Genomic DNA, 11317 nt, shown 5'->3' on the forward strand with positions numbered 1-11317 from the left:
CCACCCGTAGCCTATGAATGTCACATTCACTAGCAATCGTTCCGGGAGGACTCCATGACCGAGACCATCAACAACGTCCCACGACATCCGCGCAGCCGTCGAGCGCGCGATCCGCTTCCACGCTCCGCTGCGCGCCGAGTTCGACGAGGGATGGACGACCATCGAGCCGGACGAGCTGCGCCAGGCCTGGGACGACTACAGCCTCAGCGACCCGTTCACCCTCGACCCCGCAATGCCCGCCCTGCTCGCTCGCATCGACGCCGACCACCCGGACGACGACCCCCAGGTGTGGGTGCCCCCTCGGCGGGCAGGGCGACCCCGACTATCTGGATGCCGTCGTGGTCACCGAGCGCACCGTCACCAAGTACACCGCGCGCGACGGCCAGATCGAGCAGCCCTACTCGCTCCCCGAGGGCGACCCCCACGGCCCTCACGCAGAGCGGCTGGCGGGCCGCGGCGAGCGCAGCGCGCTACGCGATCATCGGCCCTCAACGCCGACGCCAGCAACACCGAGTACCTGCGCGGGCAGATCGAGGCGTACCTGACCGCGTTCGGTCACTTCGAGCCGGGGCGCGATGCCGACGCCAAGCGCGAGCGGGTCACCGCCGAGATCACCGCGGCGATCGCCGCCCAGTGACCCACGCCGGGGCGGGCGCGCAGACCGCGCCGCCCGCCCCGCCCAATGTCGGAGGCCACCCGTAGCCTGTGAATGTCACATTCACCGTCGAGAGTCCAAGGAGGACGCCATGACCGACACCACCACCCTCATCACCCGCACCCCCGGCGACACGTTCCGCTTCCGCGGCACCGAGTACGTGCTGATCGACTTCGCCCGCACCAAGGCGAAGATCGCAGCCCTCACCGAACCCGGCAAGGTGTACACCCTCGCCCGCACCGCCACCGTCGAGCCGACCGGGCACAGCGACGACGCGCTCGCCGCTGCCCTGCAAGCCACCGCGGCCCGCGCTGCCGAGCCTGATCCCCGGAACCCGCGTGCGCATCGTCGCCAACCGCGCACCACCCGTGACGGGCTGGCCGGAGTCGAGACGCTCATCGTCCGCACCAACCCCAAGTCGTACACGCTCGCCAACGGCTGGCGCGTCAGCCCTGGGCTGGTCGAAGCCGTCTGACCCCCTCGCCGCCGCCGGGTGCACACCTACCCCGGCGGCGGCGAGCACCACCCACCCGAGGGGAGCCGGCTACACGCCCCTCCCCTCGGCGGGAGCACCTCGAGTTCTAATCCCGCCCGCGCTCGCCGCAGGCCTTCACCGTTCCCAGGAGGACACAATGACCACCACCGAACCCGCGGCCGCGGCCGCTCCCCGCATCCCTGCCGACGACCTGATCGACCGGCTGTGGAGCGTCATGCACGAGATCGAGGCAGCCGATTTCCCCGCGCTGCGCATCGTCGAGCTCGACGAGCCGACCGACTACGGCGAGCGCGTCGTGCTGTGGTGCCCGCGCTGCGATCAGCACGTCAACGTCGAGGACGGCTACCTGCGCGCGATCGACGTGGACGTGCGCTACAACAGCGTCGGCCAGATCAACACCATCGAGCGCACCGTGCCGCAGTACGAGGCCGACCCCGACCCCGGCGACGTGCTCGTGTACCTGCACCAGACCGACGAGCACGGCGAGCACGGCGTGCGTCTCCCGAGGGCTGGGAAGGCACCTGGAAGGCGTAGCCACACCCCACGACGTGAGCGCCCTACGCCTCGGCTGGGGCGCTCACGCACCACGCACCCCACGACCGACACCCCGCGGCGATGTCCGACCCCCGCCCTAGACTGTGAACGTCACATTCACTACCAACCGATCCGGGAGGACACCATGACCACCTACATCACCTTCGGCCCCGACCACGCCGACCTGCACCCGCACGTCGGCACCGGCCTGAACCGCGGCTACGTCGCGATCAGCACCGGCGACCGCGGCCGCGACATCGCCGCGGCGTTCGCGATCCTCGGCGAGCAGTGGGCCTTCGACTACCAGGACGCCGCGGCGCTGGATGCCCGCTACCCGGACGGCGAGATCGCCCGCCTCACCCTCATCGACGAGGCGGCACAGAAGGAGATCGCCGGTCTGATCGAGGACACTTTCGCCGCCGCCGAGGGCGACAGCAACGACACCGAGATCGAGGCGCTACAGGCCGCACGCGACCGCCTCGCGGCGCTGATCGACTACACCCCCGCCCACGAACGGGACTGGACGCCGCTCGACGCGGCCTGACCCCACGCGGTGCCCGCCGGACGACCGGCAGGGCACCGTCGCGTGCGCTCGCCGCCGATGTCCGATCCCCTCTCTAGACTGTGAATGTCACATTCACTAGCCAGCGTTCCGGGAGGACATCATGGCCACCACCACTACCGACTGCGACCACGCCAACATCGAATGGCTCTCCGGCGTCCCCGGCGTCGTCGTCACCCTCAACGGCGACGTCGCCGCCCGGTGCCTGGACTGCGGCGCGACCGCGACCATGGACACCGACGACGAGGACGCACCCGCCGAGCCGCTCGCCCACCAGTGGCAGAGCGGCCGCTTCACCGGGACGACGACCTGCCAGGCGTGCGGACTGTTGCCGCTCGACCAGGACGACATCGACACCGAGTGCCCCGGCGCATAGCCAGCCCCTCGTGTGGTGCCTCGCGGCGACGGTCGCGGGGCACCGCCCTGCGATGTCTGCGAACCCCCGAAACCGAGGCCTATACCCGTGGGCAGCTCCAATGTCGGAGGCCACCCGTAGGCTGTGAATGTCACATTCACTAGCCAACGATCCGGGAGGACACCATGGCAAACCGCACTCGATTCATCACCATCGACACCCGCCAGTACACCGAGGCGGAGGGCGAGATCGCCAGCAACCGCGCTCGCCAGCAGCGCGACGACGACCTGAACGCCTACGGCGCACAGGGCTACACGCTCCTGTCCACCGTCACCATCCCCCTCCACAACGGACTGCGGATCATCGACACCCTCGCCCGCACCGACGAGGACTACTGACCCACCGACAGCGCCCCGCCGGGATCTACCGGCGGGGCGCTGTCGCGCTCGCCGCAATGTCCGACCCCCGCCCTAGACTGTGAACATCACATTCACTACCTGACACCCAGGAGGACACCATGACCAGCGAGAGCGGATCGCCCGCAGGATCACAGCCGAAGCCCATCCCCGTGAGCCTGGCCGCAGCCGAATGGGGCGCGATCGCGGGCGTGATCGCGGCCTACGGCGAGTCACACAAGGACGGCGCGATGATCCTCGCCGCCGAAGAGATCAAGACTCAGGTCACCAACGCCCTCTCCCCCCAGTAGGCGACGAGCACGACCCCTCCCGCAGCGCCCCGCCGGAACTGACCGGCGGGGCGCTGCCGCGCTCGCCGCAGTGTCCGACCCCACCCGTAAGCTGTGAACGTCACATTCACTAGCCAACGATCCGGGAGGACACCATGGCAACCGCACCCCTCACCTTCGGCGACCGACTCACCGCGGCCGGACTGACCTGGGAGGTCTCCGACGCCCGCAGTCACGAGCCCGGCCCCACACTCGGCGAGCCGCGCGCCGACCTCTGCCCGATCGACCCCGACAGCGGCGAGCGCATCAGCAACGTGCGCATCGGCCGCGCCGAGCGTCCCTACGTCCGCGTGAACATCCGGGCTGGCCGCAGCGGAGACCTCGAGCTGTACCCCAGCAGCGGGTACGGCACCCCGCTCACCGATCGGCAGCGCGCGATCATCCTGGCCGACCTCGCCGGCTACCGCTTCGAGCTGCCCCCACTCACCGTCCCGGAGATCATCGAGCGGATCACCCACGACATCAGCACCCGCTCGGCGCACAAGGCATCCGAGGCTCTGCACTACAGCACCCGCACCGCCCTCCGAGACGCGCTCGCGACCCTCCCCGCGGGCGAGAGCAGCACCTATCGTGCCGCCGTCATCGACGCGGCGTGCGCGGCGTTCCGCGAGCGCATGGCGCGGGATGTCGGGCAGATGTAGCCCGCCCGGACATCGGCGAGCGCCCCACGTTCGCGGCGAGCGCGCGCCGATGTCCGACCCCCTCCCTAGGCTGTGAACGTCACATTCACTAGCCAACGATCCGGGAGGACACCATGGCAACCAAACCGATCAGCGAGATCGTCGCCGAGACGATCGCGCTCAACTACGAGGACATCGACGGGCTCACCCAAGCGCTCGGCCAGGGCGACGTGGACGCCGACGCGATCCGCGCGCTCGCGACCGGCGCCGCCGAGCGGGCCGTCGCCGACCACGCAGGCGAGGCCGCAGGCATCGACGTGCACGGGTACGTGTCCCTCATCGACGGCGCGGCCGTCGCGCAGATCGACACCACCGAGAGCACCGGCCGCATCCGGGTGTTCCTCAACGACGGCACGATCTACGACGGCAACCCCGAACACGACGACGCCCCCCGCCAGGTGTACACGCTCCGCGATCTCGACGGCACCGACGATGCCGCCGACTGGATCACGACCGGGCATGTTCTCGACGCCCAAGAGGTCGACTGGCTGCGCTCCCTGCGGGTGGTGGCACCGTGACCGCGGCGAGCGCGACCCGGCGCAACCCGATCGTCGAGGCGTTCCGCGACTGGGCATGCCTTGAGACGTTCCCGCTCACCGCGTGGGCCTGCGATGAGTGGGTGCACTCGATCGACCGCGGCGACCACGACGCGCTCAGCAGCCGCGATGAGATCGCCCGCGCTCGCCGCGTGCTCGACCGGCTGGGCACGGCGCTGGACGCGATCGAGGCCGAGCGGCCGGACGACCCGGAGGCGGTCATCCACACTCGCAGCTTCGATCCGGCCGCGCGGACGATCACCGAGACGTGGAGGCTGTTCGACACGGAGTACGCCGCCCCGTGGGGCGGGCCCGGCTTCGTGGCCTTCCAGGTCATCACCGGCTACGCCGACCGCGCCTACCAGGGCACGGCCCGCCGCATCCTCACCGGCAGCACCCCGCACCAGGCTCCCGAGCGAGACGTGCACCCGCAGCGCATCCAGCCGCTCCCCACGCGCCGGTACGCGGCGAGCGCGCTGCACATCGCCCACGACGGCATCGCGGCACGGTTCGACCTGCCGTGGGCGCTCTACTGGGCGCGCGGCATCCGCCGCTGACGCTCTAATCGGTGCCCCGCCGGGATCATCCGGCGGGGCACCGTCGCGCTCGCCGCGGCCAATGTCTGACCCCCTCCCTAGGCTGTAAATGTCACATTCACTAGCCAACGATCCTGGAGGACACCATGGCAAACCCCACCACGCAGCTCGAGCTCACGATGAGCCGCGAGCTGCACGCGAACACCGAGACCGACACCATGCAGCGCTCGCGGTTCCGCACGGACACGCTCATCGCGGCCTGGTACGACGACGAGCCGAGCGAGCCGGACCAGGCGATCCGGGACGTGCTCACGGATCTCGTGCACTTGGCCGACGCGCGCGGCGTCGACCTTCACCACGCGCTCGACCGGGCCGTGTGGATGGCCGACGAGGAACGAGCCGACTGGGGACTGGGGAAGGTGCAGCGATGAGCAGCGGAACGATCCCCGACCTCGCCGTCGTCGCGGCCGCGGCCGACATGATCGGCAGGTGGCATGACGACGTGTTCAGCTCGATCAACATGACCGAGGGCCGCATCCTCGCCGACCTGTTCGACGAGCTGGGGCACACCGGCACCGCTGACCACATCATCCGCGAGACCTGGCTGGCCGAGAGCGACGGTGACCGCGACCCGCTCCCCTGGGCGAACGGCCACGGCTCCCGGCTCAGCGAGGACGAGTACGTGGCCCGCAGCGACGACCTCGCCCACAACGAGGCCCGCGAGCGGTTCCACTTCGACCCCCGCCTGGAATGGTCGGAGGACGAGGAATAGCCGCACGGTGCCCCGCCGGGATCAATCGGCGGGGCACCGTCACGTCTAGGCCAGATAGCTCGCCACGTCGAAGCTCTGCAACGGCCAGGCGTAGCGGGCGCGTGACGGATGCCGGGGGTGCCCGCTCTTGAGCAGATCGCCGATCGACACCCAGTCACAGCCGGAGGCATCCGTCACCGAGGCGATGCCCTCAAGCATCTGCGGGAGGTAAGGGCGGGATCGGATCAGCTCGCCCCACGCGGCGACGATCGTGAGCTGGCGTCCGCCGATGAGATCGGCGATGTGTCGCTCGTTATCGGCTTGCAGCTGGGGGTCGTGCACCAGGTGCATGCCCTTGGGGTCGATGGATCTCTGCGGGTAGAGGTTCAGCATCACCCAGCTGTCGAACCCGTTTCGGGCCGCGAACCCCATGACCTTGCTGACGGTGCGATCCGGGTCTCCCGGCGCCGCGGTGCTGGGGTTCACACCGACGCACACGAGAGGGTTTACGCCCACCGTCCCCAGCACGAAGCGCGCAGAGTTGTCCGCCGTGCGCTCGTAGATCCACGTCTCAGTCATGCACGCCGCCGTCTCCCCATCGTCCTGCGCTCACCCGCCGGGCCCAATGTCTGACCCCTCACTTAGAGTGTAAGCGTCACATTCACTAGCAAGCGATCCGGGAGGACACATGACCGAGCAGAGCGAAAACCCGTTCAAGGGCGCAGAAATCATCGCCGTCTACACCGCAGAGGAGGCCGTCGCAGACGGGCTGCTGCTGCACTTCAACCCCGCCACCGCCCTCGAGGCCGGATACCGGCTCACGGTACTGCTCACACCGCGCCGCCTACGAGGCCGCGGTGCAGTGGACCCGCGAGGGCGACTGGGCAGAGCGAGGACGCCCGATTCTGGGACGTGCTCAACGTCATCCGCCCCACCGCCCGCCAGGTCGCCGGCGATCTCGTCCCGCGCGAGACCTACGTGCTGCGCGTGCCGAACGCCACCCGCTCCGGCAACCCGAGCACCGCCACCACCGCCAGCCGCCAGCGACTCCGCGTGAGCATCGAGGGGTACAACCTCACCGGCCAGGCGTGCATCATCATCGCCCTCCCCGGCGAAGACTGACCCCCACCAGCGCCCCGCCGGGATCTACCGGCGGGGGCGCTGCCGCGCTCGCCGCAGCAATGTCGGAGGCCTCCCGTAGCCTGTGAATGTCACATTCACCGCCTACGTTCCAAGGAGGGACACCATGGCACCCACACCACTCACCGTCGACGAGATCTCGCGGACGATCCTCGAGCGGATGACCAGCAACCACGGCGGCTCGCTCATCGAGGCAATCGACGACGGCGCGTTCGTCGTCGACGACCAGGCCGTCGCCTACTGGGTCGGCCAGGCCGTCGAACTGGCCCGCCAGGGCATCGACGACGACACCGAGACCGACGCCCCGCCGGTCGGATACTCCTGCGCCGAGTGCGGCGTCCAGGACGCCCGCAACTACGTCGTCACGATCTTGGACCACGAGGACATCCGCCACACCCGCACAGAGGTCTGCATCCCCTGCGCCGTGACGGTCTCGGCCGAGTCCGTCGACAGGATCATCGCCGGCTGCTCACCCGCTGACACCACCGGGGGCGGGCACCGCGCCCGCCCCCGACCCTCTGACGAAAGGACCAGCCATGACCACCGCACTCACTCCCTACGACACCGGCCAGCGCGCCGAACCGGCGACCTGGACGCCGAGCAACTCCCACCTGTACTCGATGCCCGTCGACGACCGAGCACGCATCCTCGCCCACCACGGCGACGACTTCGGCAAGGTCGACTTCGACAACGCCGAAGGACAGGCGATCGCCACCGTGTGGCGACCCCGACCGGCGACGGATGGACGCTGCACATCACCGAGCACGGAGCACCCCTCGCGCTCGCCGCAGACACCGCCCGCCTGCGCGAGCTGACCGGCGCCGCACAGGCGGCGATCGAGGAGGCCGAGCGCTCCACAGAGGCCGATACCATGGATGCCGTCTTCGAGGCCCGTGACGGGGCTGTGGACGCCCTCAGAGCACTCCTCGCGGCACTCACACCACCCGCCAGCTGAACCTCCCCCAGTGCCCCGCCGGGATCTACCGGCGGGGCACTGCCGCGCTCGCCGCAGCAATGTCGGAGGCCCCCCGTAGCCTGTGAATGTCACATTCACCGCCTACGTTCCAAGGAGGACACCATGGCAACCACCACCAACATCGAGTTCGCTCAGGGCCAGCTCGACATGCCCGCCCCGGTCACCGAGCGGCGCGGCGCCTACGTCGGGGAGATGGCCCGCACGCAGGCCGATCTCGTCGCCGCCCAGCGCAGGCCGCGGATCTCGCGCTGACCGTCGAACGGCAGCAGCGCGAGATCGACAGGCTGCGACTGCCGATCACCGACGCCGCCGACGACCGGCTCGCGGCGATCTGGAGAAGGGTGAGCAGATCGCCAACGATGAGGGCTTCTGCTCCGAGTACGACCGGCTCGTGGAAGCGATCGGCGGCACCCCGCGCGAGCGCGACTTCCGGGTGACCCTCTCCGTCACACTGACCCAGCGCGTTACCGTCTCGGTCACCGCCCGCACGTCGGACGAAGCGGAAGACCTCGCGATCGAGGCGTACACCGTCGAAGACGTGATCGAGTCGCTCCGATCCGACAACTACGTCGCCGACTCGATCGACGCGGAAGTCACCGACTGGGAGCGCGAGTAACCCAACCCGGCGGGGCGGGCACACCGCCCGCCCCGCCCCTCGCGGCGCTCGCCGCTGCCAATGTCGGAGGCCCCCCGTAGCCTATGAATGTCACATTCACTAGCAATCCGGGAGGATGCCATGACCACCAACCGCACCGTACACGCCGTCTGGTTTCAGTCCGTCGACCCCGAGGAGGCCTGCATCGGCGGATGCCAGTGGCACCCCGACAACGCGCAGATCGACCGGTTCATCGAGTCGGAGCGCGCCTGGCGCAACGAGGTTGACTTCGAGTACCTGCGCAAGACCCTCACCCTGCCCGATACGATCCTGCCCGGCCTGGCCGTCGACCAGCTGACCGAGGCGCAGCGCGCCGACGTCACCGACTGGGTCGACTCGCTCACGGGTGAGGTCGCATGGGATCGCCGCGTCGTGCTGCTGGGCAGCACTCACCCCGGCGGCGAGCGGCGCCGGATCGACGCTGAGCTGGCAGCCGCACGAGGCTGACACCGCCGCGCTGGGCCCCGTCGACGAACGCGGGGCTCAGCCCAGCCCGTCCAGTTTGTCCAGACGGGTCGCGATGTCCTCTGCCCAAATGTTCTTCGACGGCCAGGATCGCACCAACGCCTCGGTCGCCTCCGGGAGGGTGTAGTCCCGACCTCCGGGATATTCGCCACGTCCGCCATCGGCGTGAGGCGCTCAGAATGTTGCCGTCACGGTCAAGCCACACGACAGGCCAATAGTCGACTTGAGTGTCGTCTTCCGAGTCGACGTCGAAGTGGACTGAGTAGTCTCCCTCCCTTCCGACGCAAATGGCACTCGGCGTGACGGCATAGCTCATCTGTCTTGGGGTATTCCAGGGGAACGCCTTGGGGAATGTCTCGAGCAGCGCAGAGTACATCTCGTGGGTGGCAGCGGGCGGGCGATAATGGCCCTCACCTGATCCATGAGCGCCCGCGCGTCATCGACCGTAGGCCCCTCCACGGACACCGCTAACCCGCGCTTCATGCCCGACGCGATCTCGGTCTCGAAGTATGGGCCGGGATAGCTGCGCCCCTCGAAGGGTCGCTCGTCATAGAAGCGCTCAAACGCGCCAAGTTCCACGTCCTCAAACCTGTCTGCCCTCATGGCCGAGAGCGTACACAGGCCCGCGGTAGCAACCTAGATCCCCGGCGAAACCCCTCTCATCAACCGCCTGCCCTCATCGCTTCCGGTTCGCGAACGGCCCAGCGACCGAACACGTCAGCGAACGCGGCGCGGTAGCGAACCTCCACGTCCTCCGCGGACTCCTCCGGCGTCGTCACCCACGCAACGAGCAGCTCGTCTTGATCGGCCAGCTGCCAGATCGAACGCCCGCCCTGGTGGCTGGCACCCTTCCGCGCGAACTGCCCAGCCGCTTGCGCAGCCCGCCCACTTTCGCCTCTGCCTTGCGATGTACAGCACCGGCGTCCCCGACACCCACCGAGCCGCGAGGTCATCCAAAGGGTAGGCGGATCCGCCCGCGCTCGCGTCAGCTCGAGCAGCTCCGGCGACGTCGCCGCCGGACGCAGCACCACGTAGATCCCCGCCTCAGTCGGCACCCTCGCGGCCGCAAGATCCGCGAATCGAACGAACCCCACGAACCCGACCGCCTCGAGCGAGGCCCGATCCCACACGGCCGGCATCCGCAGCCCACCCGCCTCGCCGTCGCGATGGGTCGTCTTCATCGACGCATCGTCTCACGGCACCACAGGCGATGTCCCGGCTCCGGGCAACAGACCCCTCGGCTATGGTCTGAGCTACAGACGCCTGATGAGGAGACTCGTTCATGCCCAACGTAGACAGCAGCGGCCGCGACAGTTTCGGGCGGCGTGTAGAGACAGGGCTGGCAGCTGAACTCTTCAAGCAGCTCAAGCCGCTGCTTCTCGAAAGTGACATCGACCTCGACAGCGGCAAGGCCTACACAATCGACGAGATCAACGATGGCCTACAGGTGGCGATCCAACGTCACAACTTCATCATGGCGGTGCCTACAGGTGAGGCTCGAAAAGAGGCGTTCCGCGCGATACGGCTCGCTGCAGAGTACTTGTGGGAGGCCGACTACGAAGACTTCTCCGACTTCCTCACCGGGATGACCCCCGACGAAGAACCAACCCCCGCGCAGATCATCGGGACGACGCTCAGCCTCCTGGATTCCTGGTTCGAGGACGAGGTTCTCACCGGGGCAATCGCGCGCCCATCCTTCACCGAACGCTGGGACGAGGAGTCAAGCAAGATCATGTACGAGATCTTCGAGCGAGCCAGAGAGCACAGAGCTTTCGACTCCTACTCGGAGTTCATCGGCCGTTGGGGCGGACTCGTCGTGATGACGTTTGCAATCGGCGTGGTCTTCGAGGGCCTCTACGCATGGAGTGAAGACGACGACTACTTCGTCGATGTCGCTGACGAACTTCTTGACCCCGAGGCCTGGTAGCCCCTTCGCTCTCCCCCGAGCTCGGCCCCGCGCTCGCGCTCGCCATCCCGCCGCCGTCGTTGTTGCTGTCACGTCGGCGATGTCGGAGGCCTCCCTTAGCCTGTGAATGTCACATTCACTAGCAACCGAGGAGGACACCATGGGTGCCACATCCACTCACAAGACGGCCGGCGTCAGCGTCAGCGACTACTTCGCGGACTACTTCACCAACGCCACGATCATCGCCAGCGGCACCCGCCGCGACCCCGACTACATCGGCGGGAGCTACGACTGGCCCTACGAGTTCTACGCCGCGGTGCGCTAC

17 protein-coding genes are annotated in these 11317 nt (G+C 68.6%); 16 read left to right on the forward strand and 1 reads right to left on the reverse strand.

Annotated elements, in window-relative coordinates; translation table 11 throughout:
* Positions 1-746: 746 nt before the first annotated feature.
* The 10 genes from AB1285_RS26885 to AB1285_RS26930 all read left to right on the forward strand — a co-directional run bounded on the left by AB1285_RS26885 (position 747) and on the right by AB1285_RS26930 (position 5871).
* Positions 747-1130, forward strand: a complete 384-nt coding sequence (locus AB1285_RS26885; protein ID WP_429978252.1) for a hypothetical protein — start codon at positions 747-749, stop codon at positions 1128-1130.
* A 157-nt stretch (positions 1131-1287) separates the two neighbouring features.
* Complete coding sequence (locus tag AB1285_RS26890) at positions 1288-2229, forward strand: hypothetical protein (RefSeq protein WP_429978253.1); 942 nt, start codon at positions 1288-1290, stop codon at positions 2227-2229.
* A 121-nt stretch (positions 2230-2350) separates the two neighbouring features.
* Entirely contained in the window at positions 2351-2623 is a 273-nt protein-coding gene (locus AB1285_RS26895) for a hypothetical protein (protein ID WP_005052845.1), read from the forward strand.
* Between the two features lie 164 nt (positions 2624-2787).
* Complete coding sequence (locus AB1285_RS26900; protein ID WP_005052853.1) at positions 2788-3000, forward strand: hypothetical protein; 213 nt, start codon at positions 2788-2790, stop codon at positions 2998-3000.
* 119 nt (positions 3001-3119) lie between these two features.
* A complete protein-coding gene (locus tag AB1285_RS26905) occupies positions 3120-3308 on the forward strand; it encodes a hypothetical protein (protein WP_005052851.1) in 189 nt (62 codons plus the stop codon).
* A 134-nt stretch (positions 3309-3442) separates the two neighbouring features.
* Positions 3443-3988 (forward strand): hypothetical protein, encoded by a 546-nt coding sequence (locus AB1285_RS26910; RefSeq protein ID WP_005050853.1) that lies wholly within the window; start codon positions 3443-3445, stop codon positions 3986-3988.
* Between the two features lie 113 nt (positions 3989-4101).
* On the forward strand, positions 4102-4545 hold the full coding sequence (locus AB1285_RS26915) for a hypothetical protein (RefSeq protein ID WP_005050851.1): 444 nt from the start codon (positions 4102-4104) through the stop codon (positions 4543-4545).
* Positions 4542-5120 carry a hypothetical protein gene (locus AB1285_RS26920; RefSeq protein WP_005050849.1) on the forward strand — a complete coding sequence of 193 codons (579 nt, stop codon included), beginning with the start codon at positions 4542-4544 and terminating at the stop codon, positions 5118-5120. Before AB1285_RS26915 ends, AB1285_RS26920 begins: the two co-directional genes overlap by 4 nt.
* Positions 5121-5245: 125 nt before the next feature.
* Positions 5246-5530: a hypothetical protein gene (locus tag AB1285_RS26925; protein WP_005050846.1), complete on the forward strand. Its 285-nt coding sequence runs from the start codon at positions 5246-5248 to the stop codon at positions 5528-5530.
* A complete protein-coding gene (locus AB1285_RS26930) occupies positions 5527-5871 on the forward strand; it encodes a hypothetical protein (protein ID WP_005050845.1) in 345 nt (114 codons plus the stop codon). Before AB1285_RS26925 ends, AB1285_RS26930 begins: the two co-directional genes overlap by 4 nt.
* A 45-nt stretch (positions 5872-5916) precedes the next feature.
* Here AB1285_RS26930 and AB1285_RS26935 read toward each other — a convergent pair whose 3' ends face one another.
* Complete coding sequence (locus AB1285_RS26935) at positions 5917-6429, reverse strand: DUF1643 domain-containing protein (protein WP_005050843.1); 513 nt, start codon at positions 6427-6429, stop codon at positions 5917-5919.
* A gap of 333 nt (positions 6430-6762) precedes the next feature.
* Here AB1285_RS26935 and AB1285_RS26940 point away from each other — a divergent pair, with 333 nt between their 5' ends.
* The 6 genes from AB1285_RS26940 to AB1285_RS26965 all read left to right on the forward strand — a co-directional run bounded on the left by AB1285_RS26940 (position 6763) and on the right by AB1285_RS26965 (position 11013).
* Entirely contained in the window at positions 6763-6972 is a 210-nt protein-coding gene (locus AB1285_RS26940) for a hypothetical protein (protein ID WP_429978254.1), read from the forward strand.
* A 124-nt stretch (positions 6973-7096) separates the two neighbouring features.
* The gene (locus tag AB1285_RS26945; RefSeq protein ID WP_429978255.1) at positions 7097-7945 is read left to right on the forward strand and encodes a hypothetical protein; all 849 of its coding nucleotides are present in this window, start codon (positions 7097-7099) and stop codon (positions 7943-7945) included.
* A gap of 123 nt (positions 7946-8068) precedes the next feature.
* Complete coding sequence (locus AB1285_RS26950) at positions 8069-8218, forward strand: hypothetical protein (RefSeq protein ID WP_429978256.1); 150 nt, start codon at positions 8069-8071, stop codon at positions 8216-8218.
* Positions 8219-8357: 139 nt separating this feature from the next.
* Positions 8358-8582, forward strand: coding sequence for a hypothetical protein (locus tag AB1285_RS26955; RefSeq protein ID WP_429978257.1), 225 nt, complete (start codon positions 8358-8360; stop codon positions 8580-8582).
* A 120-nt stretch (positions 8583-8702) separates the two neighbouring features.
* Entirely contained in the window at positions 8703-9068 is a 366-nt protein-coding gene (locus AB1285_RS26960) for a hypothetical protein (protein ID WP_005050832.1), read from the forward strand.
* A 1300-nt stretch (positions 9069-10368) separates the two neighbouring features.
* A complete protein-coding gene (locus AB1285_RS26965; protein ID WP_005050824.1) occupies positions 10369-11013 on the forward strand; it encodes a hypothetical protein in 645 nt (214 codons plus the stop codon).
* Positions 11014-11317 lie beyond the last annotated feature (304 nt).

The sequence above is a fragment of the Microbacterium sp. NRRL B-14842 genome (assembly GCF_050470785.1).

What these genes read in the sequence shown, in the direction of transcription:
- AB1285_RS26890 (WP_429978253.1), top strand. Translation starts at nt 1,288, where the DNA reads ATGACCACCACCGAACCCGCGGCCGCGGCCGCTCCCCGCATCCCTGCC.
- AB1285_RS26895 (WP_005052845.1), top strand. Translation starts at nt 2,351, where the DNA reads ATGGCCACCACCACTACCGACTGCGACCACGCCAACATCGAATGGCTC.
- AB1285_RS26905 (WP_005052851.1), top strand. Translation starts at nt 3,120, where the DNA reads ATGACCAGCGAGAGCGGATCGCCCGCAGGATCACAGCCGAAGCCCATC.
- AB1285_RS26945 (WP_429978255.1), top strand. Translation starts at nt 7,097, where the DNA reads ATGGCACCCACACCACTCACCGTCGACGAGATCTCGCGGACGATCCTC.
- AB1285_RS26950 (WP_429978256.1), top strand. Translation starts at nt 8,069, where the DNA reads ATGGCAACCACCACCAACATCGAGTTCGCTCAGGGCCAGCTCGACATG.
- AB1285_RS26925 (WP_005050846.1), top strand. Translation starts at nt 5,246, where the DNA reads ATGGCAAACCCCACCACGCAGCTCGAGCTCACGATGAGCCGCGAGCTG.
- AB1285_RS26910 (WP_005050853.1), top strand. Translation starts at nt 3,443, where the DNA reads ATGGCAACCGCACCCCTCACCTTCGGCGACCGACTCACCGCGGCCGGA.
- AB1285_RS26965 (WP_005050824.1), top strand. Translation starts at nt 10,369, where the DNA reads ATGCCCAACGTAGACAGCAGCGGCCGCGACAGTTTCGGGCGGCGTGTA.
- AB1285_RS26935 (WP_005050843.1), bottom strand. Translation starts at nt 6,429, where the DNA reads ATGACTGAGACGTGGATCTACGAGCGCACGGCGGACAACTCTGCGCGC.
- AB1285_RS26930 (WP_005050845.1), top strand. Translation starts at nt 5,527, where the DNA reads ATGAGCAGCGGAACGATCCCCGACCTCGCCGTCGTCGCGGCCGCGGCC.
- AB1285_RS26885 (WP_429978252.1), top strand. Translation starts at nt 747, where the DNA reads ATGACCGACACCACCACCCTCATCACCCGCACCCCCGGCGACACGTTC.
- AB1285_RS26900 (WP_005052853.1), top strand. Translation starts at nt 2,788, where the DNA reads ATGGCAAACCGCACTCGATTCATCACCATCGACACCCGCCAGTACACC.
- AB1285_RS26960 (WP_005050832.1), top strand. Translation starts at nt 8,703, where the DNA reads ATGACCACCAACCGCACCGTACACGCCGTCTGGTTTCAGTCCGTCGAC.
- AB1285_RS26915 (WP_005050851.1), top strand. Translation starts at nt 4,102, where the DNA reads ATGGCAACCAAACCGATCAGCGAGATCGTCGCCGAGACGATCGCGCTC.